The organism is Pseudoalteromonas sp. SCSIO_11900, assembly GCF_000576475.1.
In the GTDB taxonomy this organism is placed as follows: domain Bacteria; phylum Pseudomonadota; class Gammaproteobacteria; order Enterobacterales; family Alteromonadaceae; genus Pseudoalteromonas; species Pseudoalteromonas tetraodonis.
Genome location: NZ_KK070025.1, coordinates 443112 through 467382 on the forward strand (window position 1 = coordinate 443112; position 24271 = coordinate 467382).

The 24271-nt window shown below is 39.3% G+C and carries 25 protein-coding genes and 1 pseudogene; 20 read left to right on the forward strand and 6 right to left on the reverse strand.

The features are described 5' to 3' along the window. Positions 1-214: 214 nt before the first annotated feature. The 12 genes from BG00_RS16185 to BG00_RS16240 all read left to right on the forward strand — a co-directional run bounded on the left by BG00_RS16185 (position 215) and on the right by BG00_RS16240 (position 13778). The gene (locus BG00_RS16185; RefSeq protein WP_007991288.1) at positions 215-625 is read left to right on the forward strand and encodes a hypothetical protein; all 411 of its coding nucleotides are present in this window, start codon (positions 215-217) and stop codon (positions 623-625) included. 120 nt (positions 626-745) lie between these two features. After that, the gene (locus BG00_RS16190; protein WP_036983925.1) at positions 746-1432 is read left to right on the forward strand and encodes a hypothetical protein; all 687 of its coding nucleotides are present in this window, start codon (positions 746-748) and stop codon (positions 1430-1432) included. Positions 1433-1508: 76 nt separating this feature from the next. Next, entirely contained in the window at positions 1509-1847 is a 339-nt protein-coding gene (locus tag BG00_RS16195; RefSeq protein WP_036983926.1) for a hypothetical protein, read from the forward strand. 117 nt (positions 1848-1964) lie between these two features. Then, entirely contained in the window at positions 1965-2789 is an 825-nt protein-coding gene (locus BG00_RS16200) for a PDZ domain-containing protein (protein WP_036983928.1), read from the forward strand. A gap of 101 nt (positions 2790-2890) precedes the next feature. Further along, positions 2891-3865, forward strand: a complete 975-nt coding sequence (locus BG00_RS16205; RefSeq protein WP_036983929.1) for a hypothetical protein — start codon at positions 2891-2893, stop codon at positions 3863-3865. 494 nt (positions 3866-4359) lie between these two features. Beyond that, positions 4360-5316, forward strand: coding sequence for a glycerophosphodiester phosphodiesterase family protein (locus BG00_RS16210; protein WP_036983930.1), 957 nt, complete (start codon positions 4360-4362; stop codon positions 5314-5316). A 288-nt stretch (positions 5317-5604) separates the two neighbouring features. Next, a complete protein-coding gene (locus BG00_RS16215; RefSeq protein ID WP_036984068.1) occupies positions 5605-6552 on the forward strand; it encodes a phosphotransferase in 948 nt (315 codons plus the stop codon). A gap of 133 nt (positions 6553-6685) precedes the next feature. After that, complete coding sequence (gene upp / locus BG00_RS16220) at positions 6686-7318, forward strand: uracil phosphoribosyltransferase (RefSeq protein ID WP_008115315.1); 633 nt, start codon at positions 6686-6688, stop codon at positions 7316-7318. 9 nt (positions 7319-7327) lie between these two features. Beyond that, complete coding sequence (locus tag BG00_RS16225) at positions 7328-8566, forward strand: uracil-xanthine permease family protein (protein ID WP_028834749.1); 1239 nt, start codon at positions 7328-7330, stop codon at positions 8564-8566. A gap of 146 nt (positions 8567-8712) precedes the next feature. Beyond that, positions 8713-10437: an HAD-IIB family hydrolase gene (locus BG00_RS16230; RefSeq protein ID WP_036983931.1), complete on the forward strand. Its 1725-nt coding sequence runs from the start codon at positions 8713-8715 to the stop codon at positions 10435-10437. Positions 10438-10758: 321 nt separating this feature from the next. Continuing rightward, positions 10759-11979 carry a glycosyltransferase family protein gene (locus tag BG00_RS16235; RefSeq protein WP_036983932.1) on the forward strand — a complete coding sequence of 407 codons (1221 nt, stop codon included), beginning with the start codon at positions 10759-10761 and terminating at the stop codon, positions 11977-11979. Positions 11980-11999: 20 nt separating this feature from the next. Next, a complete protein-coding gene (locus tag BG00_RS16240) occupies positions 12000-13778 on the forward strand; it encodes an alpha-amylase family glycosyl hydrolase (protein WP_036983933.1) in 1779 nt (592 codons plus the stop codon). Between the two features lie 52 nt (positions 13779-13830). On the opposite strand, the gene BG00_RS16245 is transcribed toward BG00_RS16240, so the two are convergent. Continuing rightward, complete coding sequence (locus BG00_RS16245; RefSeq protein WP_036983934.1) at positions 13831-14910, reverse strand: ABC transporter substrate-binding protein; 1080 nt, start codon at positions 14908-14910, stop codon at positions 13831-13833. A gap of 136 nt (positions 14911-15046) precedes the next feature. On the opposite strand from BG00_RS16245, the gene BG00_RS16250 reads away from it, so the two are divergent. Both BG00_RS16250 and BG00_RS16255 read left to right on the forward strand, forming a co-directional pair. After that, positions 15047-15436, forward strand: a complete 390-nt coding sequence (locus BG00_RS16250) for a cytochrome b562 (RefSeq protein ID WP_036983935.1) — start codon at positions 15047-15049, stop codon at positions 15434-15436. 9 nt (positions 15437-15445) lie between these two features. Further along, the gene (locus BG00_RS16255; protein ID WP_016899710.1) at positions 15446-15832 is read left to right on the forward strand and encodes an OsmC family protein; all 387 of its coding nucleotides are present in this window, start codon (positions 15446-15448) and stop codon (positions 15830-15832) included. A 52-nt stretch (positions 15833-15884) separates the two neighbouring features. On the opposite strand, the gene ykgO is transcribed toward BG00_RS16255, so the two are convergent. Further along, a complete protein-coding gene (ykgO, locus tag BG00_RS16260) occupies positions 15885-16019 on the reverse strand; it encodes a type B 50S ribosomal protein L36 (RefSeq protein ID WP_002958669.1) in 135 nt (44 codons plus the stop codon). Beyond that, positions 16016-16282 (reverse strand): type B 50S ribosomal protein L31, encoded by a 267-nt coding sequence (locus BG00_RS16265; protein WP_028834757.1) that lies wholly within the window; start codon positions 16280-16282, stop codon positions 16016-16018. The genes ykgO and BG00_RS16265 overlap by 4 nt, the downstream gene beginning before the upstream one ends. 252 nt (positions 16283-16534) lie before the next feature. Here BG00_RS16265 and BG00_RS16270 point away from each other — a divergent pair, with 252 nt between their 5' ends. The 3 genes from BG00_RS16270 to BG00_RS16280 all read left to right on the forward strand — a co-directional run bounded on the left by BG00_RS16270 (position 16535) and on the right by BG00_RS16280 (position 18798). Further along, positions 16535-16804, forward strand: a complete 270-nt coding sequence (locus BG00_RS16270) for a hypothetical protein (RefSeq protein WP_036983936.1) — start codon at positions 16535-16537, stop codon at positions 16802-16804. A 271-nt stretch (positions 16805-17075) separates the two neighbouring features. Continuing rightward, the gene (locus tag BG00_RS16275) at positions 17076-17882 is read left to right on the forward strand and encodes an alpha/beta fold hydrolase (RefSeq protein ID WP_036983937.1); all 807 of its coding nucleotides are present in this window, start codon (positions 17076-17078) and stop codon (positions 17880-17882) included. A gap of 4 nt (positions 17883-17886) precedes the next feature. After that, positions 17887-18798 (forward strand): sensor domain-containing diguanylate cyclase, encoded by a 912-nt coding sequence (locus BG00_RS16280; RefSeq protein WP_036983939.1) that lies wholly within the window; start codon positions 17887-17889, stop codon positions 18796-18798. A gap of 68 nt (positions 18799-18866) precedes the next feature. Here BG00_RS16280 and BG00_RS16285 read toward each other — a convergent pair whose 3' ends face one another. Both BG00_RS16285 and BG00_RS16290 read right to left on the reverse strand, forming a co-directional pair. Continuing rightward, positions 18867-19907 (reverse strand): metal-dependent hydrolase, encoded by a 1041-nt coding sequence (locus BG00_RS16285; RefSeq protein WP_036983940.1) that lies wholly within the window; start codon positions 19905-19907, stop codon positions 18867-18869. 113 nt (positions 19908-20020) lie between these two features. After that, on the reverse strand, positions 20021-20908 hold the full coding sequence (locus BG00_RS16290) for a LysR family transcriptional regulator (protein WP_036984069.1): 888 nt from the start codon (positions 20906-20908) through the stop codon (positions 20021-20023). Positions 20909-21023: 115 nt separating this feature from the next. Between BG00_RS16290 and BG00_RS16295 the strand changes: the two are divergent. The 3 genes and pseudogenes from BG00_RS16295 to BG00_RS16305 all read left to right on the forward strand — a co-directional run bounded on the left by BG00_RS16295 (position 21024) and on the right by BG00_RS16305 (position 23528). Further along, positions 21024-22197 (forward strand): annotated as a pseudogene (locus tag BG00_RS16295) (MFS transporter). 161 nt (positions 22198-22358) lie between these two features. Continuing rightward, a complete protein-coding gene (gene dkgB / locus BG00_RS16300; RefSeq protein WP_036983941.1) occupies positions 22359-23174 on the forward strand; it encodes a 2,5-didehydrogluconate reductase DkgB in 816 nt (271 codons plus the stop codon). 66 nt (positions 23175-23240) lie between these two features. Next, entirely contained in the window at positions 23241-23528 is a 288-nt protein-coding gene (locus BG00_RS16305; RefSeq protein WP_036983942.1) for a putative quinol monooxygenase, read from the forward strand. A 36-nt stretch (positions 23529-23564) separates the two neighbouring features. Here the strand turns inward: BG00_RS16305 and BG00_RS16310 are convergent, their stop codons facing one another. Continuing rightward, a complete protein-coding gene (locus BG00_RS16310) occupies positions 23565-24218 on the reverse strand; it encodes a DUF6058 family natural product biosynthesis protein (protein ID WP_036983943.1) in 654 nt (217 codons plus the stop codon). Between the last annotated feature and the right edge of the window lie 53 nt (positions 24219-24271).

Consider the following 24271-nt stretch of genomic DNA (forward strand, 5'->3'; position numbering starts at 1 on the left):
AGCCTCCAAAAAGCAAATTCCCATAGCATAAACAACACCAACTCTGACACACCGAGCAGGTAGCGGCTCAGTCCAACAAGCGATTATGCAACACAAACAGCGTGTCGCATAAATACTAAAATGTTATATGCCTAAAATAGGCATTAGTATAATATCTAACATGGTGCACCTTTTGCATTAATATCAAATATCTATTAATACATGAGGAATTAATATGAATATTTTAAATGTAGGGCAAAACTATTCCATTACGACAGCAGCTAGCGGCAATAAAATGCCGACTGAATCTATTGCTGTAGAAAAAAACATAAACCAAAATAATTCACAACCTACAAAGATTGATATGAGAAACATATCAATTGATGAAATTAATACATTAATTAAATCAGGGGAAAGTGCTTTACTTGATGTAGTGCCATTTATACCATTAAATGTACTTGAACAATATAATAATGATCCCGAAAAAATAGGTAAAATCAAAGTAGACTTAATTGGGCAAGTTGAAAAATCTATAGATTTTAAAAAAAGCATTGGTGAGAATACTGACTTTTTATCAGGTGTTTTAAGTAAATTTAAAGATCTTGACGGTAAACAGTTAAATGGGAAGGTTGATATCTTAGCATAATACGGCATATAACAAGACCTTCAAACGGACAAAAAATAGTTTGCTGTTTTCACTTCGTTCAACATTTTAGCAAACAATTTTTTGCCGCTTAAGGTGGCGTTAGTTTCACAAGGAAAGTTTGTGCGAATATTTAAAATTCTTGTACCTGTTTTTATATTGCTTCTTTTTGCGTCTTTTATCTTCTTTAAAAAGGATGCGATAGCATGCGAAATGATCGGGCAGACGCATTTTTCTCAGATTTCAACAAATCTCTATGTTGATGACAGCCTTGACGAAGCACAACAATCGAACTTGATAGAAGCAATAAATGATGCAATCGAAAGAGTTTCAAATGTGTATGGTAACCCTATATCTTCACCAAGAATTATTGCTACAACTGGGGACCAGTACTCCAGTTTTGGCTTTAATCCAACGGGCATGCAAGCATCAGGGTTCTTTAGAGAATGCATATTTCTAGGCCCTAAGGGGCTCAACACAGACGTGATAGCGCATGAATTTGTTCATGCAGAGGTAAGGTACAGAACTGACCTTCTTGTAGAGCTTACGCAATTACCAGCCTGGTTTATTGAAGGAACAGGTATTAAAGTTGACTATCGCAGACCTTTTTTACTTGAAAATATAGAGATAACAGAGGAAGAACTAGCAAAAGTTAAATCTATTTTTTTTCTAAGCGACTTTCCAAATACAAGTGTGAAATACTACCAAGCATCAAGAATAGCTGTTGAACCAATGCATACTAAAAGTTTGTACTCAGGATTGGAAAGGTTAAACAATGGAGAGAAGTTTGAAGTGGTGTTTGGGCTGTGAAACTAACAAGGCGCTACTACGGAAAATTTATTCGCTAAGGCTCCTATATTTCCGCAGAGCGTGGCGTTAGAGCACTATGGATACAGTGAAGCCTAAAAAACTTTTCCCATGTAAAATATGTGGAGAAAAATTTGGCAGAAACCAATTAAAAAAACATCGTAAAGTAAAGCATCCTCAACCAGTGCCATTGCTTCTTATTAGTAAACGAGGCGTTCGTGTTAACGAAAGAATGTCTTGTGATTCTTGTAAAGTTTATAGAGATTTACTTTGGCGCTACAATGAGAGTAATAAAGGGGTCGTACATATTTGCACTCTTTGTAAGCCCAAATTGTTTGATCGCTCTTTCAATAAATTAGATGCACTTAATTTTGCAAAATCTGGTGGTGGCTTTGAAACTAAACGTAGCAAGTACTAGTGCTCTAACAAGTTACTCAAAAGGACGCAAAACGCTTGGCTTGCGCTCCTTCGTCGCTAATTTTAGCCAAGCATTTATGCGCTCATTAGTAAGGCTTAAGTACACAAGGAGAAAACGATGAGAATCTTAGTATTATTGGTAGCCGCTATTACTTTGGCTGGGTGTGCTCAAAGTGGATACAAGCAATTCTATAATCCATACGTAGATGCTAAAACACTGCCTGATGTGGAGCTTATTTCACAAGGTCAAGAACCACAGGTTTTCGGCACTGATAATTTTGACCGAGATATTCTTATTCTCCGCTCCAAAAAATATATACCTGTAGGCTACTCCTCTTTCAATGGTGGTTACGAAGATACAAAAAATGCAGCAGCACAGGCCAAGAGTGTTGGTGCAACTATTGTGCTTGTAAGCTCTCAGTACACAAACACTCAAACTACAACTTCAACATTGCTCTTACCCGATAATAAAACCACATATCATTCAGGTTCAGTTTACGGAAATACCTCATACAACAGTGCTAATAGTGGCTACCTGGGCAATAGCACCACAACAGGCACATACAGCGCCACATCTACAACTTATGGAACCAAAGCTGTTCCAATAACGTCTCATCAACGCCGCTATGATCAAAACGCAGTGTATTTCGTTAAATCAAACCAAAAATATAAGTTCGGGGTGCTGTTCAACGATCTAACTCCAGCACAAAGAACTCAGTACGAACGAAATACCGGCGTGCTAATAAATGTAGTTATCGAAGATAGTCCTGCTTTCTACTCAAATGTTCTTGCTGGTGATGTCCTTATTGCAGTTGATGGTGCTGCCGTCAAGAATGCGAAACACGCCTTGCAGTTAATGGGCAGCATTCCCGCCTCCCAAGATCACTCTATTTTACAAGTAATTCGCAATGGCCAAGAAAAAGATATTCAGGTTCAGTTCTAAGGCATGCCAGAGAAATAAAACAGACACCCATCTTTAATTTTGTACTTTCAATGGTTTCAAACTATGCTTTAGGCAGTATGAATAAATAGGCTGGGTGTTCTATGGCAATTGCAAGAAAGCGTCAGGTTAGTTTGGCTGATACGCGATATTATCACTGTATTTCACGTTGTGTACGCCGAGCCTTTTTATGCGGAGAAGACCATTTTACAGGTCAGTCTTATGAGCACCGCAGAGGCTGGGTAGAAGATAGGCTACTTGCCTTAGCAAAAGTATTTTGCATAGATGTGTGTGCTTATGCTGTGATGAGTAATCACACTCATTTAGTATTATATGTAGATGATAAAAAGGCCAATAGGCTAAATGACAAAGCCATTATTATTCGTTGGCATAAAGTGTGTAAAGGCACGTTATTAACGCAAAAATACCTGCAAGGTGAAAAACTCACTAAAGCAGAGCTTATCTTTTTCAATCAAACAGTAAAACAATACCGAGAGCGGCTATCTAGCATCAGTTGGTTTATGCGCTTGTTAAATGAAGATATTGCGCGCAAAGCGAATAAAGAAGACAACTGCACTGGTCGATTCTGGGAAGGGCGCTTTAAATCACAGGCCCTGCTAGATGAAGCCGCACTAGCTGCTTGCATGGCGTATGTAGATTTAAATCCAATTAGAGCAAAGGTAGCCAGCATCCCCGAAGAATCAAATCATACCAGCGTGAAAAAGCGATTAGAAAGTGCAGCAACAGGCAAGCAGCCTAAAAGTTTATTACGTTTTGCAGGATTACCACGCCAAATCATGCCAAAAGGCCTACCTTTTGAACTTAAATCCTACCTTGAACTCGTTGAATTAACAGGCCGTGTTATAAGAGAAGACAAGCAGGGACACATTGACAATATATACCTTCCTTTACTAGAGCGAGTCAATATTAGCCCTGAGAACTGGCTGAAATTGACGACACAATTTACGCGTGTGTTTCATGGTGCAGTCGGTAGACCTTCTTCACATGAAAGCTATTGTGAAAATTTAGGGAGAAAGCGGCGAGCAAACATGAGTAACTGCGAAAAATTACTCGCATAAAGCTTAATCAATCAAATACGTAAACTTACTGTATAGAGCAGGTATTTCCATGTCTGTCATTTAAGTTTTACAACGATATTTACTTATTTAAAGCTGAAACCAGCCTTTTAAAGTTGCAAGAAACTAAATGCAGAGCTTAATAGTGAATTTTGTGACACAGGTTCAATAGGTCATTAAAATGGGTGTCATCGTATGATATTTTTTAAAGCTGAAACCAGCCTTTTAAAGTTGCAAGAAACTAAATGCAGAGCTTAATAGTGAATTTTGTGACACAGGTTCAATAGGTCATTAAAATGGGTGTCATCGTATGATATTTTTTAAAGCTGAAACCAGCCTTTTAAAGTTGCAAGAAACTAAATGCAGAGCTTAATAGTGAATTTTGTGACACAGGTTCAATAGGTCATTAAAATGGGTGTCATCGTATGATATTTTTAGGCGCGCGCTGAGCTTGGCGTTAGCTTTCATCGACCATCTATCAAGGATTCTGGTAATAAATGTTTATAAAAATAGTTAAGACGTTTTTGATCGCACTGTCTTGCATAATTACTCTAGGAGTTGTTAACGCTTATGTGTTCGTTCCTGACCTACAGCGACATGGCGAGATCGTGGCCTATCGAGGAGGCGGAAGCGCAGTTAATTATGAAAAACTAAATAAAACTGGCTGTACCGCCCTTTCAATAAAACCATCAAACATCAATTCTGTTGAAAACACACTAGAAGCCGTGGCTTCTTCCGTTGCAGCCGGAGCGAACGTAATTCATCTAAATGTTCACAGAACTCGTGATGATCAACTGGTTGTTTTTCATGACTGGACGTTAGATTGTGCTACAAACGGGTATGGGCCGGTACATAAAACATCGTTTGAGCAGTTGAAAAGTATTGATGCAGGATATGGATATACGTTTGATGATGGTGCGACTTTCCCATTTAGAGGAAAAGGTTTTAGGATTTCCAAGTTAGAGGCGTTTTACGAACGGTATCCAAAGCATGAGTTTTGGTTAAACCTAAAGGATAACGACATACGTTCATTCGAAACTCTATATGAGTATCTATCTGGCAAAAAATCTAGCCATATTGTAATTACCTCTTCAAAAGGTAAAGAGTGGTTTCGAAACAAGGATTCATCTTTACGGTTAGCAAGTGTTGGTAGTGTAAAGAGTTGCGGAATAGATTATCTTTTAGTTGGATGGGCGGGATTAGTTCCTAAGTCCTGTAGGAACACCATTCTTTTTATACCTCCCTCGATGACAAAGTATTTTTGGGGCTATCCTGAACGCCTTGCATCAAGATTACAGAGCTATGGTTCGGATGTTTATCTTTGGTCTCGACATGAATCGATCACTCAACCCTACGATGACGTTGTCGCATCGGGTATTGGAGTTATCACTAGTGATCTTGATTTTATGCGTGCAACACAAGCTAACAAACGCGTCAATCAGGACGCTCGCTAGCTCGCGCTTATTACGCGGGCGTTAAGTTTCCAAGGGGACCATGTACAAGTTATGCAGAAACCCACCTTAAATTTCTTACTTTCAATGGCTTCAAACTATGCCTTAAGAAGTATAAGTAATGAGCATTGTGTGTCATGGCAATTGCATGAAAGCGTCAAGTCAGTTGGCTGATACGCGATATTAACACTGTATTTCATGTTGTGCGCGCAGGGCTTTTTTTATTAAGACCTTTTATTAAAAACACCGTCTAATGTTAAACTAACTAAAATTTAGCAACCTAATATGGCTATGTCTTTTTATCTTCCGTTACTTATCCCGCATTTTGAGCGTATAGCCATTGGCGAAACCCTAACTTCACTTTGGAGTGGCTGTGGTCAAATTGTGAAGTGCCAACTTGATGAGCAAGCCTGTGTGATTAAAGCGATTAAAGTACCCGATCACATTAATCATTCTAAAATTAAACAAAGTGCGTTTGCGCTTAACAGGAAACGTGGCTCTTACCACGTTGAATATACATTTTATCAGCAATTTAGTCATAAACTGCCCAAGCAAGCGGCAGCTATTGAATGCATTAAAGCAATCAACAAAGGCGATGAGTTTGCCTTGGTGTTTAAAGATTTTTCAAAGCAGGGTTATATCCAAGCATCTACCGAGAATATAAAAGCGATTTTAATGTGGTTGGCACATTTTCATGCCTTTCATTTAAATACAAAATTTGATGGTTTATGGCCGCAAGGAAGTTATTGGCATTTGGATACACGCCCTGATGAATTTAATAACTTACCTGAAAAGTCCGATATTAAACAGGCTGCTAATCAATTAAATAATGCGTTAAAGCAATGTGACTACCAAACGTTAATTCATGGTGATGCCAAGCTTGCTAATTTTGCCGCTAATAGCCAAGGGCATATACGCGGTTACGACTTTCAATATGTGGGTGCGGGTGTTGGGGTGGTAGATGTTATGTACTTTATGACCAGTTGTATGGATGATTCTGAGCTTCACAAATACGCACAAACTTACCTCAACTATTATTTTAGCCAGTTTAAAAACGCACTCAGTCACTACCAACCAGCAGTGAATGCGGATGACGTTATTACACAATGGGCTCATTTATGGCCGGTGGCGTGGGCAGACTTTTATCGGTTTTTACTTGGGTGGAGCCCCGAGCACAAAAAAATTAACGGCTACATGCAAGCCCAAGTAAATAATTGGTTAGCCAGTAACAACTCATAAACACAAAAAGTTGAACAGTTATGGCTAAATTAAATATTTTGGCACGAACTATGAAATCAAGGCTAAAATTAACAGTCAAACGGCCTGTTTTAATATAAAATACGTCAAATTTTTTATCACTAGGTTTATTACTATGGCTATTCACGTTATTTCTCACCCCCTTGTTCAACATAAGTTAGGTTTAATGCGCGCGCATGGAATTAGCACGAAAAGTTTTCGCGAGTTGTGTTCAGAAGTGGGCACCTTATTAACTTACGAAGCCACTAAAAACCTAGAATTAGAAGATAACGAAATTACAGGTTGGGACGGTAATAAACTTAAAGTTGAGCACATTAAGGGTAAAAAAATTACCGTTGTGCCAATTTTACGCGCAGGCCTTGGCATGATGGACGGCGTAATGCAATTACTCCCAGCGGCTAAAGTGAGTGTAGTGGGTTTAGAGCGTAACGAAGAAACACTTGAGCCAGTGCCTTATTTTGAAAAGCTAGTGGGTAATATTGATGAGCGTTTGAGCTTAGTGATTGACCCTATGCTGGCTACTGGTGGCTCTATGATCGCCACTATCGATATGCTTAAAAAAGCAGGCTGTAAAGAAATTAAAGTTATTGTACTGGTTGCTGCGCCTGAAGGCGTTGAAAAAACATTAGCCGCTCACCCAGATGTAGAGATTTTTACTGCCTCAGTTGATAGCCACCTCAATGAAAAAGGCTACATTATCCCGGGATTAGGGGATGCAGGTGATAAAATTTTCGGTACGGTTTACTAGGGTTTAGCAGTGCAAAATAATTCTACGTTTTCAATAAAAACCATTTTAACGGGTGCCCAAATGCTATTTGTAGCGTTTGGTGCGCTGGTATTAGTGCCTATTTTAACCGGCCTCGATCCGAGTGTTGCCTTGTTTACCGCAGGTTTAGGTACTTTGTTGTTTCAATTTGTCACTAAAGGCCAAGTGCCTATCTTTTTAGCCTCGTCATTTGCGTTTATTGCACCCATTATTGCCTCAGTGCAAATGTGGGGCATACCCGCCACTATGGGCGGCTTAATGGCAGCGGGCTTTACTTATATGCTGTTGAGTTTATTGGTGAAGTTTAAAGGCACAAAAACCTTACATAAAATTTTGCCGCCAATTGTGGTCGGCCCAGTCATTATGGTGATTGGCCTCGCACTCGCGCCAGCTGCGGTTAATATGGCCATGGGTAAAAGTGGCGATGGTGGTACACAAATTATTGCCTACGATAGTGCCATTATTATCTCTATGTTCTCATTACTAGTCACTTTAGTGTTTGCCGTGTGGGGCAAAGGGGTATTTAAACTAATACCTATTTTAGCCGGTGTTGTTGCCGGTTACACGCTATCGTTATTTATGGGTGTAGTGCAGTTTGAAACAGTCAGTAATGCACAGTGGTTGGCAGTGCCTAACTTTGTACTGCCAGAGTTTAAATGGCAAGCCATTTTGTTTATGGTGCCGGTGGCAATTGCGCCTGCTATTGAACACATTGGCGACATGATGGCAATTAGCCAAGTTACAAAAAAAGACTATTTGAAAAAGCCAGGGCTACATCGCACTTTATTTGGTGATGGGTTAGCCACGTCTGCTGCGTCATTATTTGGCGGCCCACCTAACACCACTTACTCAGAGGTAACCGGTGCGGTAATGCTAACTAAAAACTTTAACCCTAAAGTGATGATGTGGACTGCCATTATTGCAATTTGTTTGGCGTTTGTGGCTAAAATGGGCGCGGGCTTGCAAACCATTCCGGTCCCTGTAATGGGCGGCATAATGATTTTATTATTTGGCTCTATTGCCGTTATTGGCTTAAATACCTTAGTTAAATCGGGCGATGACTTAAGTGAGCCTCGCAATTTAAGTATTGTGGCGCTTATTTTAATTTGCGGTATTGGTGGTATGCACATTGGTAGCAGCCAGTTCAGCCTTGAAGGTGTGAGCTTATGCGCTGTTTTAGGTATAGTATTAAATTTAGTATTCCCAAAAGCACAGAGCAACGAGAATTAAATTTGCACTGTGGTTAAAAATATTGCACCAAAAAAGCGCATTTTAAATGCGCTTTTTTTTTAACCTACTAAAAAGTAACAATAAATAATATTGGTCTAGTAACTGCATTTCCTTATTCATACCCTATAGTTGAATTAGGGGTTGTTATATTGGAGGCCAATAGTGTGGATATAAATGCTTTTTTAGTAAAACATCAATTGCCGTTGAAATATCAATATATTAGTGAGCAGTATTTTTCTGTGATTGCTCAGGATATTTTAACCAGCAAAAAAAATGCGCCTTTATTTGTTGCCATCAACGGCTGCCAAGGCTCAGGAAAAACCACGCTTGGTGACTATTTAGTGACTTGGTTTGAGCAAAACACCCACCTAAATTGTGTCGCACTCTCTATTGATGACTTTTATTTATCAACCCAAAAACGTCAGCAGTTAGCCCAAGATGTGCATTGTTTATTCGCCACTAGAGGTGTACCGGGTACACATGATGTTGCGTTGATGGATAACACCATTAGCCGTTTATTAAATGCAGAAGTAAATGTACCGCTGCCACGTTTTGACAAGCAACAAGATGAACCTGTAGCAAAAAATAAATGGTTAACCAATAGTCAGCCGGTCGATATTGTTATTTTAGAAGGGTGGTGTGTAGCCAGTGAACCACAGCAGCCTTTTACTTTAGTTGAGCCTATTAATGAGCTAGAAAAATCATACGATCAACAAGGGTTGTGGCGTCGCTGTATTAACAGCTGTTTAGCCAATGAATATAAAACCGTTTTTGATAAAATCGACTACACAATAATGCTCAAAGCCCCAAGTTTTGATGATGTGTTTGCCTGGCGACAAGAGCAAGAGCACAAGTTAATTGCTAAACAAGGGCAGGGCGCAGGCACTATGACCGATGAGCAGTTATTGTGGTTTATTGCTCATTTTGAACGCATCACTCGTGAAAACCTCAATACCCTCAGTGCTAAAGCAAATGCACTTATAGAGCTTGATAGTAATCGTGATGTAGTCGCAATGCAGCTAACTAGCGACAATATTGGTCAGCCCATTATTTTTACCGATTTAGATGGTACGTTATTAAATCACAGAGATTACAACACCGATGCGGTAGATACCTTACTACAAGAGCTGCAATACAGTGGTGTACCCGTGGTATTTAATACCAGTAAAACATTTAGTGAAGTAGTGGCACTGCAACAAGCGCTCAATATTAAACAGCCTTTTATTGTTGAAAATGGCTCGGCTGTTTATATTCCTAAAAATTATTTTAGTCTCAGACCCATTGGCTGCAGCGAATACCAAGGCTATTGGTGTTATTCATTTGCGGCACCCATTAGCAATTTATGGGCTGATTTAACACACTTAAAAAAAGACTACGGCGATCAATATAGTTTATTCAGTGAGTTATCGTGTGAGCAGGTAATGCACATCACTGGGTTAAACGCGATACAGGCGGCGCAAGCACAGAATCGTCAATATTCAGATCCGCTCTGCTGGCATGGCGAAGAGCACAAACTCAACGAATTTATAAACGCAATAACAGTGTACGGCTACGACGTTAAAGTAGGCGGGCGCTTTATTCACATTGGTAAAAATACCGATAAAAGCATGGCGCAACAATGGCTAGTGAAACAGTTTACTGCGCAGTTTACTAAGCCGCTAAGCATTATTGCGCTAGGGGATAGTGATAACGATAAGCAAATGCTCGAAGAGGCAGATATTGCCATTATTATTGCCAATCCAGAGAGCAAAAAGCCGGTTAAATTAACCCATAACAAAGCGCGTTATTCTCAGTTGCCAGCGCCGTTAGGCTGGGTAGAAGAAATCACTGCATTACCTTGTATTAACAGCATTTTATTTAGGGTCTGTTGACCTTTCAAGGTTAAATTTACAGCAGTCTGTTTGGTATTTAGGCAAGGCAGAGCCTATGTGGTGTTTATTCCCCATAAATAGGTGATAACGCAGCATCAATGCCAAACAGGCGCTGCCCAAAGGGTTCTGCCTAGGGGCGATTTACTCTTTGTTGCCTACATGGATGTAGGTAAGGGGCGTGAGCAGGACGCGGAAGCTTTGCTCGGTTTTTACTTAGCCCACTAGGTTACAAACCTCGCGCCGCGATTAAACCGCCCCTAGTTTGAACAAATTTTAATCCGCAAAGGTCAACAGACCCTAGTTCTGAGGAGCATAGTTTACATGGCTGATTTTTATCAAAATGGCATCATTACAACGTTACATAATATTGCCAACAGACCCGTAGACGATTTAGAAAAAGAGTTGCTGAGTTTTAGTAAGCAGCGACCCATGGGGCTTATTTTGCCCTCATTATTTAGTGAGTTAGAAGGCCCCGCGCTACAAAATATTGTTAAAGAGCTGCAAAAAGTACCTTATTTATCACAAATTACCATAGGCTTAGACAGAGCCGACGAAAGCCAATATCGTTATGCACTTAACTTTTTTAAATCGCTCGATCAAAATCATAAAGTGTTGTGGAACGATGGCCCCCGTTTGCAGGCGCTCGATAAAGAGCTCCAAGCCTTAGGTGTGGCGCCACGCGAGCTTGGTAAAGGGCGTAATGTGTGGTATTGCATGGGGTATAAATTAGCCACCGCTGAGGTTGAGTCAATAGCACTACATGATTGCGATATTTTAACTTATGACCGAGGCTTATTAGCGCGATTAATTTACCCTGTTGCACATCCTCGATTTAACTATGAATTTTGTAAAGGCTTTTACCCGCGCACCGCCAATGGAAAAATAAATGGTCGAGTATCGCGTTTACTGGTTACTCCGTTATTGCGCTCGTTTAAAACCATTTTAGGCAGCAGAGACTACCTTGAGTACATGGACTCGTTTCGCTACCCATTAGCCGGTGAATTTTCGTTTAGGCGTGATGTATTAAACGATATTCGTATTCCTAGTGACTGGGGGTTAGAAATTGGCGTATTAAGTGAAATGTATCGTAATTATTCTCATAACCGATTATGCCAAGTTGATATTGCCGATAACTACGATCATAAACATCAGGCGTTATCGCTCGACGACCAAACCGCTGGCCTTTCTAAAATGTCGATTGATATAACCAAAGCGTTATTTAGAAAGCTAGCGACCCAGGGGGTTACCTTTACCAGCGAGACCATTCGCTCATTAAAAGCGACTTATTACCGCATTGGTTTAGATTTTATTGAAACCTATCATAATGATGCGTTAATGAACGGTTTAACACTTGATATTCACCAAGAAGAAAAAGCGGTAGAAATGTTTGCGCAAAATATTATGAATGCTGGCCAACACTTTTTAGAAAACCCAATGGAAGCGCCATTTGTGCCGAGTTGGAACCGTGTGGCCTCGGCAATGCCAGACGTACTTGAGCGTTTAAAAGAAGCCGTTGAGCTAGATAACGAGCAATACAGTTAACATCATTAAACGAGGCGCCTGTGAGTATAGTTAAAGAACAGTTTTTTCAACGAGTTGAACAACATTTATATGCTATTTATCAAGATGTTGAATTACCGATAGCAATAAGCGAATTGACTGAAGAATTGATCACCTTAATTCTAGGTGATAACCCACTTCGCGATCCCACGCCACACACTAACCGCTGGGATGAACAAGATGTTGTGCTAATAGCCTATGGCGATTCGATAATAAACCATGAAGACAGTGAGTTAGCCGTTGGGACTCCCTTAGAAGCCCCGTTAAAAACCTTGCATCGCTTTATAAAAGAGCAGTGCGATCATCAGCTTAATGCACTGCACATTTTACCCTTTTATCCGTATAGCTCAGATGAAGGGTTTGCGGTAATGAACTATGCACACGTTAATGAAGCGCTGGGCGACTGGCAAGACATAAATGCGATTGCCAACGATGTAAAGTTAATGGCTGACTTAGTAATTAATCATTGCTCTAGTCGAAGTATTTGGTTTGAAAACTTTTTAACTGACACACACCCCGGAAAAGATTACTTTAAAACAGCCAGTTTAACTGACGATTTAAGCCAAGTTGTTCGTCCTCGTACGTCGCCACTATTAAATACGGTAACAACAACTAGTGGTGAAAAACATGTATGGTGCACATTTAGTCATGATCAAGTGGATTTTGATTTTGAAAATCCCGAGGTGTTAAAAGAGTTTGTCGGCATTATTCGCCACTATTTAGATAACGGTATTCGCTTGTTTCGCCTTGATGCCGTGGCATTTTTATGGAAACAACTCAATACCAGTTGTATAAACTTACCGCAAACGCATGAAGTGGTGCGTTTACTGCGAACGCTGATTGAGCATGCTGAGCCCAGTGTGGTGATTATTACCGAAACCAATATTCCTAATCAAGAAAACCTATCGTACTTTGGTAATGCCAACGAAGCCCATGCAATTTATAACTTTGCTTTGCCTCCGTTGTTATTGCATACCTTACTTAGCGGTGATAGTACGGCGCTTAAGCACTGGATGATGAGCATGCCGCCAGCACAAAATGGTACCGCATATTTTAATTTTATAGCCTCTCATGATGGCATTGGTTTGAGGCCAATTGAAGGGTTATTACAACCGAGTGAAGTTGCTTCGTTAGTCAGTACGACCATGCAATTTGGGGGGCGTGTTTCAATGCGCACCAGTCACGATGGCACGCATACCCCCTATGAGCTAAATATTGCTTTGTTTGATGCCTTACAAGGTACGCATAACGGCGCAGATAAATATGGCCTTGAGCGTTTTTTGTGTGCCCATGCCATTATGTTTGCAATGGAAGGCATACCAGGGCTATATATACATAGTTTACTTGGTACAACTAATGACTATGAGCGTTTTGAAAATTCGCAGCACAATCGCGCAATTAATCGTCATCGCTGTCAAGAATCAAAATTGTTAGCGGCAATTGAAGAAAAATACAGCCATCACCACCAGGTATTTAAGGGAATAAAACAGTTATTAGCAGTGCGTAAAAGGCAAGCAGCATTCCATCCTAATGCCACACAATTTACTTTGCACTTAGGAGAGGGGTTATTTGGATTTTGGCGACAAAGCATTGACCGTCAGCAAAGTATTTTTTGTGTTTATAATATTAGCAGTCAGCCACAAAGCTTAACCTTAGCCGATTTAAACTTAATAAATACTCAGCAATGGGTTGAGCTTATTTCTATAACAGTGCTGGATGAAGAGCTTAAAACTATGCAATTAGCACCGTATCAAACACTCTGGTTATCTAATAGAGCATAAATAACGACGTTTAAAGTAATCAATGTAACTGTAAAGGGGCTTTACAGTTACATTACTCAAGCGCGAGTAGTAAGTTTTCTATAGTAAATTCAACTTTGTCTGGGCGGGTTTTACTAAACTGCGAAAAGTCTATTTCGGCTAGGTTATTCGCATTAATTGCATTATATAAAGGCTTATTTGTATCGTTGAGTGGCTGAAAAATATCATTAGTGCTGTGAAAAAGTGGCCAACGCTTTAAATCAGTATGGTTATCAAATAAGTTTATAATTGCATGAGCCCCTAATAAAACATGACCTCCTATAGATACATCAAGCTCTGAACCAGTATTAGGTGGAACCTCCCAGTTAATACCGCCCACAATAACCTGTGATTGTATGTTTAGCTGTTTTAATGCCCTTTTTGCGCCAAACGCAATCGCGTCATTCGCACACCAAATAATGTTAATTTCAGGGGCTTGCTGCACATACGCCAAGGTTTTTGTAAACCCTTCTTGTTCAGACCAATTGGCAACCTCTTTAGCGGTTAAGGTGACTTGCGGTGTTTGCGTTAAAAAATCCATTAACCCTTGAGTGCGCATAATAGAAGCAGGCGTTGCATAGTCGCCTAATAACGCCAATATATGTGCGCTAGTTGTTGTTTTATAGGTAAACTTTTTATAAAGCTGCTGCATCAATGATTTACCTGCAACGCGATTATTTGGGGTAATACTGCCGACCACATTGACGCCATTTTTTTGCAATTGCTCGAGAGACGCAGGGGGAGGGCGATTTAATAAAAAATAAATGGGAACATTGTTACTGTTTATTTTAGATAGGTATTGGCTGGTGACATTTTTTTCGTTTACCAATAACAGGTAATCAGGCTTATCGTTAATGGCCTGCTGGATCAGCTCTTTCATTAAAATATGATTTCGATTGGCGTATTTTATAGTTAATGTCACATCTAAATCTGTGGCAGCATTTTGCATAATTTTAGAAACATGAAACCAAAAATCACCGGTTTTATTGCTATTAGCTTCAGTTGAATTTGAAAAGCCAGGATTGATGAATATGATCTCTAAGGCATTAATACTGTAACTACTGAATAGCAGGCAGGAAAAAGTTATCAGGCGGTGTAATTTAAACAAAGGCATATGTTTCTCTATATATTTTATAAAGCTCGATTTTTATCTTGCTAACTAGCTCCGTGGTGACATCTAAGCGTTATGCTATATAATACCCTAGTAAGTTTACCATGTATGCAGCAATTAATTTTTTTAGGATTTATGAATGAAAGCAGTTTTATTGTTAATAGTATTACTCTTTAGTCAAACAGTTGCCGCTAATGACGTAAGTGATTTAGAAAAGACCATGAAAAATATAGGGCTGGCTTATAAACAAAGTGTTGAAGCAACCCAACTTAAAGAATTTAATGGTGCTATCGATGAATTTATTGGATTGATAGAGCAAGGTAAGAAAGCCAAATTTTATAAAGAAGCTGAGAAGTCGGTGCAAGGGCTCGATAAAGTACTTGTTCAAGCCCAGTTAGCCAAAAAAGTAGCGAATGAGCAGGGACTCGAAGCTGCAAAAAAACCACTTAAAGCTATCGATAATTTACGCAAAAAATATCATAAATTACATGAGCCTCCAGGCTTTTTTGAATTACTGTTTGGAAAATAAGGATTAGCAATGGAAATTTCAGTTTCAATGTTAGACGGTCAAAAGTTGAGTGCTAAGTTTGGTGAGCATGAGGTGATAAGCGATCAAAGCATAAACGCTGGTGGTGGGGCAGAGCACCCAGAGCCGTTTGACTACTTTTTGGTTAGCATGGTTTTGTGCGCTGGTTTTTATGCGCGTAAATTTTGTCAGCAAAGAGAGATCTCAACCGACGGCATGACGCTGACACAAAATAACGAAAATGTAGATGAAAACGGTAAAAAACGTTTTTCTATTGAAATTGGGTTGCCTGAAGGTTTCCCCGATAAATATAAAAAAGCACTTATTGCTGCTGTAAATACATGTACCGTGAAAAAGGTTATTCAGGCAGTGCCTGAGTTTTCTGTTGAAGTAAAGTAAATACCCTTTAACAATAATGCCGAGTATAAACTCGGCATTATTATTTATCCCACTATTTTTTCTTCATACCCTGCACGGCTTTAAATCTAGGGTTGTTTTTACATATCACGAATACTCGCCCTTTGCGCTTTACAATTTGACAACCTGGTCGTTGTTTTGCACTTTTTAATGAACTTAATACTTTCATTTGCTTTCCTTTTTAGCTGTAGAGAGGTTTTTAAAGCGACGATTAAATTGCGCAACGCGGCCATCAGTAGCAAGTGTTTTTTGTTTTCCGGTATAAAATGGGTGTGAGTCAGATGAAACATCAATAGGCACATAGGGATATGTATTACCGTCTATTTCGATAGTGCGATTTGTTTTAATGGTTGAACCAATAATAAAGTAAGAATCAGCTGCAGTATCATGAAAAGCAACCACATGGTAATCAGGGTGAATATTGGGCTTCATAAAATGCCTTAAATGTTATGTGATAGTATATCATTCAATTTAACGTATTTATTTTCCCTTTGCAAATCATATTAAATAGCTTGAACTTTGGTTAAATAGTCTTCAATGCACCGTATTTGCTGCGTATTTGCACAATCTAGTCAAAAAATAAGCACTTAGATCAAAAGTACTAGCTATTAGTATTTAGGCTGCTATAACTAGTCTCAGCAAAAAAAATAATAAAAATTTAATAACGTTAATAGAGGTAGTTTTATGAGTGACGCTCAGGCACAACAAGACCAAATCGACCAAGGAGTTATGGATACTCTTAGAGAGCGCGATCATAGTATATTGGCAAAACAAGTTGACTCACTCGCATGTACTCATAACGACATCATTGAATTACTTGCTCATTATTTAGCATTAAGCGAACAAGAAGATGATGAGTTATTTGACGATTGGTTTGATTCACTTTCAAAAGAACAACACACCGTATTAAAAGTATTTGAAGTTTATCGTGGGCAGTATGAGCACCAAAACTAATCCGTTTGCTTGTAATAGCCATTTTATTTAAGATGATGCTGGCTGCCAAGGATGTAATTTAATGTTAACAAAGGTGTGTTTTTATGCCTAAGTAAAATATAAAATCACACTTTTTCAATACAATAGTATGTAGTTTTTCTCTTGATTATCTTTCATATAACTAATTGATATATAAAGCAATGAGTTACACTTATTTGTATAAACAGTAGCCCTCACTATGTTTAATAAATGCACTACTTTTATTAGGTGAACAAAGAAAAGGATCATTCTAATGCCGCACTTAAATGAAATACGCAAAAGAAACAACGTCAAAATAATTGGCAAGGGTGATAAAACCTTGGTGTTGGCTCACGGCTTTGGCTGTGACCAAAATATGTGGCGATTTATTATTCCTGCCCTTGAACAACATTTTACTTTAGTGCTGTTTGATTATGTAGGCTCAGGTAACTCTGATGTGGCTAAATATAATAAACAGCGCTACTCAACCCTTGATGGGTATGCTAAAGACGTACTAGAAATATGTGCCGCACTTGAACTTACCGATATTACATTTATAGGCCACTCGGTTAGTGGCACCATTGGCGCACTTGCTGCCATTGAGCAACCAGAGTTATTTACTCAGCTGGTTATGGTGTGCCCCTCACCGTGCTTTTTAAATTTACCCCCTGATTATTTTGGTGGGTTTGAAAAACAAGATTTGCACGAACTACTTAACCTAATGGATAAAAATTACATTGGCTGGGCCTATTACTTAGCGCCTTTGGTTATGGGGAGCTCTCATCCAGATGAATTTATAGCGGAACTATCGGGAAGTTTTTGCTCAACCGATCCCCTTATTGCAAAAACTTTTGCAGAAGCCACGTTTTTATCCGACTACCGTTTTATACTTGAACATATAAAACAGCCTACTTTAATTTTACAAAGTGAAAATGATGCTTTAGCCGCACCTTCTGTGGGGGAGTTTGTAGCGAATGAAATTTCAAATGCAACACTTAAGGTTATTAGTGCGCATGGCCACTGTATACATATGACGCACCCAGAAACAGTCAGCCGTTTAATTTTTGATTTTGTGAGTTAGCCACATGTCACTTAATAAAGTAGATGAAAAACTTGCTGATTATTCCGCAGATCACTTTTTAAATGGTGCATTAGTGACAAATGCAGATAACATTATTGTTTATGCAAATACTTATTTTCAAAAGGAATTACAGTGGAATACTAATGAGCTTATTGGCAAGTCGGTTGATAAAATTATAACTAAATCATCAAAAATATTTTTACAAAGTTATGTGTTTCCTACCTTACTGCATGAAAAGCAATGCCAAGAAATGCAGTTAATTATGCTCAGTGCTCAAGGGGAGCGGATTGCGGTTACCGTTAATGCTCAGCTTGATGAAAAGAGCTATATATACTGGAGCTTTTTTAACGCGACTCAGCGAGATAAGCTTTACGACGAGCTGATTAAAACACGGGAAAAGTTAGAAGCGCAAACTGAACGCTTACAATCTTTAGCGTCTACCGATGAGTTAACCAACTTATTAAATAGAAGAGAGATGAATTGCCGCAGCGTGCTGTTACTCGAACAGGCTATGCGATTAAAGCAGTCGGTTGCATTATTAATTATCGATATTGATAATTTTAAAGTCGTTAATGATACCTTTGGGCATTTAGAAGGGGATCGAGTTTTAAAAGAGTTGGGGCAACGTCTTAAACATTTTGGTCGACAAACCGACCTTATTTCTCGTTACGGCGGTGAAGAGTTTTTAATTATGCTGCCAGATACAAATAAAGCAGATACTTTGTCATTTTGCCAAAGGCTGCATTTATTAATTGCTGAAATTAAAGTAGGTAATCGCCCAGTAACCGCCAGTATTGGGGCAAGTTTGAGTACTGCGAAAACGACGTTTACTGATTTATTTGCCCAAGCCGATAATGCGGTATATGAAGCCAAAGAGCGCGGAAAAAACAGAACTCAATTATACGATAACCCCTAACTAAATAGAGGTAAACTCAACAAGGTATTGAGTTGAGCTTACCCAAAAGACGGCAGTTATAGTTGATATTATTGCTCTACACAATTATTTTTTGCGAATGGCGATGCCAATACGGTATCGGGGTGCCAAATTCTATCCCATATTTTAGGTAAGTTGTTTAAGTTGGGTCTTTGACTTATTTTTTCAAAATTACCGACACTGATTGCTGAGCCATCTTTCTGACCGACAACAAAATTAAACACATAGGCACACTCCATGCCCATGCGTAAATCAGAGAGAATAACTTTGTCTTGCTGCTCGCGAACGGAATAAAACCCTTTTGTAAACCACTGCAAGCGTTTAACACCCCATTCATTTTTAATCTCGTTTAGTAAAGAAGGGGTTGTTTGGTATGCATTTAAGGTAACCTCGTTGGCTGTATCAAACACCGATGCATAGCCTTCATAATATTTCCCATCCGACATAACAACCACCCGCCAAAGCAAAGTAGTAAATGGTGCTGGTGTGCTAATGTATTCATTGACTGTGATGCCTCTGTTTTGCAGCGCAGTGTTGACTTTATCGTCAATAACAACTTTAAGAATAAGCGAACAGCATAAATAGAGAGTACTTACCGTGATCGTAATTGCGTTAATTTTGTAGGCGGTCGGGGCGGTTATTTTTGGTATTAAAGTGCTTATAACCCCTACTAAAAGTGGTAACGTGTAGAGGGGATCAATAATAAACATATTTGAAACCGCAAACGGATGCTCTGTAAGTGGCCACATTAATTGCGTACCGTACACAGTGAGTGAATCTAATAAAGCATGTGTTGATAAGCACAAAAAAACCAACCAAAACCAACGCGTTTTATACGCTTGCATGCCTGTGTGTATTTTTAATATTAGCCACACAATCAGCGGGCTTATTAATAAATGCACAAATAAAGAATGGCTAAAACCGCGATGATAGGTAAACGCCTCTACACTACCGCCATAGGGTAAAAATACATCTAGATCGGGTAAAGTGCCTAAAATAGCGCCCCATAACACCGCTTTGCGGCCCACTTTGTTACCTAATACTGCATAGCCTACAGCGCTACCTAGTGCGACTTGTGTTAAAGAATCCATACTACCTCATCTAAATAATGCAACTGCAGTGTTTATACTCAGTTTAATCTTAAAACCGTCATTGTTATATTTTATTTCATTAAGTTACTTTTAAGATTGAATTTAAAAGCGATTTATAAACTTAGCCGCGGTTGTATAAAATCTAAAAATGCAACGATACGGGAAGAAACCGCCCCATTTTTGTAATAAACGCCATAAATAGACTCTCGGCTATTTGGGCTACTCACGCTGTGGGGTAAAACTTCTATTAATCGTTTTTTGGCTAAATCTTCTGCAATCATAAATTGTGAGAGAAGTGCTATGCCTTGATCAGCAATACATAAATGCCTAATGGTTTCGCCGCTGCTAGCCCTTAAATCAAAGTGCAGTGATTGCTCATGTTTCAAGGGCCATTGATTAAGAGTATTGGGCTCACTGAAGCCAATTAGGTTATGGTTTTTAAGATCTGAAATTTGTTGTAACGGTGGCGCATTTTTTAAATAATCAGCGCTTGCGACCAATTTTAATTTACTTTGGCCTAATTTTCGCGCATGCAGGTTTGAATTTTTTAAGTCTCCAATGCGAATAGCTAAATCTGTTTTGCGCTCAAGTAAATCAATAATATTGTCGTGTGAGGTAATATCGAGCGTGATTTGCGGGTATTGCTTTTTAAATTCATTAATTAGTGGCGCTAGTTGATGTAAAACAAAAGGGCTTGCTGCATCTATACGCAAGTGCCCGCTAGGTGCTTGCTTAAGTAGCTTTATTGTTTCTTCCCCTAAGAGCAGAGTGTTTAAAGCCTTTCGCGCATATTCTATGTATATATGTCCTTCCTCGGTCAGTTCTAAACGCCGAGTTGTTCTGTTTAATAGTGTGCAGTTTAGCCTGCTTTCAAGGCGAGATAGCGCTCTTGAAACCTTAGCTACATTTAAATCAAGTAAACTAGCCGCACCGGAAAAACTGCCACAATCCACAATGGTAATAAACATTTCTAGATCTTCAGTTTTAGCTTGAACAGGCATAAATTCACTCATTTATATTTGCAAAATAAACAAAAGTATTTTGCCATTTGTGCTATTTATTGCAAAGGTATTTTTACACACACTATGCATCTATTTTAAAAATGAGGATGTATTTATGCCATTGGCTTTATGGGCGCTTACCTTAAGCGCATTTGCAATTGGAACAACCGAGTTTGTTATAGTGGGTTTAGTGCCAACTATTGCAAACGATTTAGGCGTGAGCTTACCATCAGCAGGCTTACTAGTGAGCTTATATGCAGTTGGTGTAGCTATTGGCGCACCGGTACTCACTGCATTAACGGGGCGCTGGAACCGAAAAGTGGTACTTATAAGCCTTATGGGCTTATTTGTTATGGGTAATTTATTAGCTTGGCAAGCGCCGAGTTACGAAACACTAATACTGGCGCGCATACTAACTGGCTTAGCTCACGGTGTATTTTTCTCTATTGGCTCAATGATAGCAACAAGCTTGGTAAGTAAAGACAAAGAGGCGAGCGCTATCGCAATTATGTTTACCGGCCTTACGGTAGCGCTTGTAACGGGTGTGCCATTAGGAACATGGATTGGCCAGCACTTTGGCTGGCGTGCAACTTTTTTAGTGGTTTCGGCATTAGGTTTAATTGCGCTAATTGGCAGCGCTATTTTAGTACCAAAAAACTTAAAGCAGTCTATTCCGGCGACGTTTAAAGAGCAGCTACAGGTTATTGTTAAGCCGCGCTTATTGCTCGTTTATTTAATGACTATATTAGGCTACGGCGGTACGTTCACCGCGTTTACTTACTTAGCGCCTATATTAGAGCAGCAAACTGGCTTTGCACCATCCGCTATTGGTTTAATAATGCTGGTTTATGGTGTGTCGGTGGCTGTTGGTAATATATGGGGCGGAAAATTAGCCGACAAGCGAGGCCCAATTAGCGCACTGAGTATTATATTTAGCGCGTTAACAATTATTTTATTGGCTTTCACCTTTACTATGGAATCAAAAGTAGCCGCGGTGCTGACTATTTTAATATGGGGGGGCATTTGCATTTGGTAATGTACCAGGATTGCAGCTTTATGTAGTAAAACAGGCAAAAAAGCACACTCCTAATGCGGTAGATGTCGCATCGGGCTTAAACATCGCAGCGTTTAATATTGGAATAGCCTTAGGCTCTGTTACAGGGGGGCTTGTAGTCGAGCATATGGAACTAAAAGATACCGCATGGATTGGGGCCGTTGTTTCATTACTGGCTTTAATAGTCACTCGATACAGTGGCAGGCTAGATAAACATAATGTTCAGGCTAAATAAAGCCGAACTCATATAGGTTAGTCTTGAAATAAAAATGAATGGCCTCAGTGTTTATATGAGGTCAAAATTTTAAATCAAAAAAATAATCGGTGTATTTAGTAAACGCGACTAGTAAACGCGACGTTTGAATTTTAAACCAATTATTTAATAAGGATAAAGCTATGACACAACGTGTAATTGAAATGCCAGACTTAGGTATGGGTACTTTTCGTTTAGAAGGTAAAACTGCTTATGAATCTGTAAAAATGGCGTTAGAAGTAGGATTTCGTCATATTGATACCGCGCAAATTTATGGTAACGAAGAACAAGTTGGCCAAGCTATTAAAGACAGTAATATCCCCAGAGATGAATTATTTATTACCACCAAAGTATGGAACAATAAACTCAATAAAAACGACTTTATCGCAAGTGTAGAAAAGTCATTAGAAAAGCTGCAAGTTGACTCGGTTGATTTATTGCTAGTTCACTGGCCTGCACCCTCAAACAATGAGCCTATGAGCGAATACCTGACTGAGCTACTAAAAGCTAAAAAGTTAGGGTTAACTAAACATATTGGCGTATCAAACTTCACTATTGCGAACTTAAAAGAAGCGATGCAAACCTTAGATCCTCGCGAAATATTCACTAATCAAATTGAGGTACATCCATATTTAACCAACACTAAACTGCGCGCCTTTTGTGCTCAGCATGACATACATGTAACAGCCTATATGCCGTTTGTGGTTGGTAAAGTGTTGAACGATCAAACCATTATAGATATTGCCAATAAACACGATGCAACGCCAGCGCAAGTGGTTATTGCATGGGAAAATGCAAATGGCATGACCACCATTCCATCATCGACCAAGCGTAAAAACTTAGAAGATAACTTTAACGACAAAGTTAAACTTGATGATGAAGACATAGCGCGTATAGATGGCCTTAATTGCAACGACCGCCAAGCAACGCCCGACTTTGCACCGCAGTGGGATCAATAACTAAAGAGCTAAAGCTAAAACAGGTGCAGCAAAGCTGCACCTTTATTTTTTAAACAAGGAACACCCATGTTAACGGTAATTGCCACACTATCGAGTGAAAATAGCGATGCAGATCGCCTTTTAACCGAGCTCGAAAACTTACAACAGACCTCGCGCCAAGAAGTAGGCTGCCTGCGTTACGAGCTATCAGTTAAAAACGATGCTGAGCAAACCATCTATTTAGTGAGTGAGCAATGGGCGTCTACTGAGCATTTTGAAGCCCATAAAAACGCACCACACTTTAAAGCCTTTGGTGATGCAGTAGGTACATTTATTACCTCTACCAATATTGATGTGTATAAAACCATTGGTTAACAGCACAAAGCTAATAGCAAAGCAGGAGCTGTAACTTTATTTAATCGATAAGTCGTATTTTAAAATAAGGGCATCAATATAGCGGCTACGTAATGTGAGTTGCTTTTCGTGATCGGCGCCATGGCTGAGGGCTTTATTTAAAAGCTTCATGGCGGGGTGAATGCGGGCGCGCTCGTCCTTATCTAAACTAGCTTTACTGCGCAGTTCGGTTATATCGTCCACTAATAATCTGCCAATATCCACAGCCACAATTTCATCAATTAAGCCATTTTGGGTAAGCACCCCATATTTGCTGCATAGAAATTGTTGCCACACTTGCTGTAAATGTTCTTCTATTTCACAGCCAAACAATTCTTCGTTAAATATAAAGCCTTGCTGTGCAAGCTTTGCCAAACATTGGGTATAGTGCTGGGCAAACAGATTAAAAGCTTGGTTAGATGACTCAATTTTTTGTTTAACTAACCCTTGCCCCCAATTTACACAACCTCGGGGATAATAATCGTCGTATTCTTCACATTCATACAAGCCTGAATAAGAGCTGCAACTCATCTGGTTTTTAATGCAATAACTTGGCTTAGGGAAAATGCTTTGCGCTTGCCAGTTTTCAAGGGTTTCAGTGTCTATGTTGAGTGCTTGGCATAACTCATCAGTGTGATAAAAGTGAGTGCTTAAATAGTCAGATAAACGCATAGTGGCTCGCTTAATAGTAAAAAACAAAATACTGTTTATTTATACAGTTGTTT

Excerpts from the sequence above, each read along its gene's own strand:
- ykgO (WP_002958669.1), bottom strand. The coding sequence starts at position 16,019 with ATGAAAGTATTAAGTTCATTAAAAAGTGCAAAACAACGACCAGGTTGT.
- BG00_RS16270 (WP_036983936.1), top strand. The coding sequence starts at position 16,535 with ATGAGTGACGCTCAGGCACAACAAGACCAAATCGACCAAGGAGTTATG.
- BG00_RS16285 (WP_036983940.1), bottom strand. The coding sequence starts at position 19,907 with ATGGATTCTTTAACACAAGTCGCACTAGGTAGCGCTGTAGGCTATGCA.
- BG00_RS16245 (WP_036983934.1), bottom strand. The coding sequence starts at position 14,910 with ATGCCTTTGTTTAAATTACACCGCCTGATAACTTTTTCCTGCCTGCTA.
- BG00_RS16305 (WP_036983942.1), top strand. The coding sequence starts at position 23,241 with ATGTTAACGGTAATTGCCACACTATCGAGTGAAAATAGCGATGCAGAT.
- BG00_RS16255 (WP_016899710.1), top strand. The coding sequence starts at position 15,446 with ATGGAAATTTCAGTTTCAATGTTAGACGGTCAAAAGTTGAGTGCTAAG.
- BG00_RS16250 (WP_036983935.1), top strand. The coding sequence starts at position 15,047 with ATGAAAGCAGTTTTATTGTTAATAGTATTACTCTTTAGTCAAACAGTT.
- BG00_RS16280 (WP_036983939.1), top strand. The coding sequence starts at position 17,887 with ATGTCACTTAATAAAGTAGATGAAAAACTTGCTGATTATTCCGCAGAT.
- BG00_RS16210 (WP_036983930.1), top strand. The coding sequence starts at position 4,360 with ATGTTTATAAAAATAGTTAAGACGTTTTTGATCGCACTGTCTTGCATA.
- upp (WP_008115315.1), top strand. The coding sequence starts at position 6,686 with ATGGCTATTCACGTTATTTCTCACCCCCTTGTTCAACATAAGTTAGGT.
- BG00_RS16310 (WP_036983943.1), bottom strand. The coding sequence starts at position 24,218 with ATGCGTTTATCTGACTATTTAAGCACTCACTTTTATCACACTGATGAG.
- dkgB (WP_036983941.1), top strand. The coding sequence starts at position 22,359 with ATGACACAACGTGTAATTGAAATGCCAGACTTAGGTATGGGTACTTTT.
- BG00_RS16195 (WP_036983926.1), top strand. The coding sequence starts at position 1,509 with ATGGATACAGTGAAGCCTAAAAAACTTTTCCCATGTAAAATATGTGGA.
- BG00_RS16275 (WP_036983937.1), top strand. The coding sequence starts at position 17,076 with ATGCCGCACTTAAATGAAATACGCAAAAGAAACAACGTCAAAATAATT.
- BG00_RS16205 (WP_036983929.1), top strand. The coding sequence starts at position 2,891 with ATGGCAATTGCAAGAAAGCGTCAGGTTAGTTTGGCTGATACGCGATAT.
- BG00_RS16265 (WP_028834757.1), bottom strand. The coding sequence starts at position 16,282 with ATGAAGCCCAATATTCACCCTGATTACCATGTGGTTGCTTTTCATGAT.
- BG00_RS16200 (WP_036983928.1), top strand. The coding sequence starts at position 1,965 with ATGAGAATCTTAGTATTATTGGTAGCCGCTATTACTTTGGCTGGGTGT.
- BG00_RS16290 (WP_036984069.1), bottom strand. The coding sequence starts at position 20,908 with ATGCCTGTTCAAGCTAAAACTGAAGATCTAGAAATGTTTATTACCATT.
- BG00_RS16185 (WP_007991288.1), top strand. The coding sequence starts at position 215 with ATGAATATTTTAAATGTAGGGCAAAACTATTCCATTACGACAGCAGCT.
- BG00_RS16215 (WP_036984068.1), top strand. The coding sequence starts at position 5,605 with ATGTCTTTTTATCTTCCGTTACTTATCCCGCATTTTGAGCGTATAGCC.
- BG00_RS16235 (WP_036983932.1), top strand. The coding sequence starts at position 10,759 with ATGGCTGATTTTTATCAAAATGGCATCATTACAACGTTACATAATATT.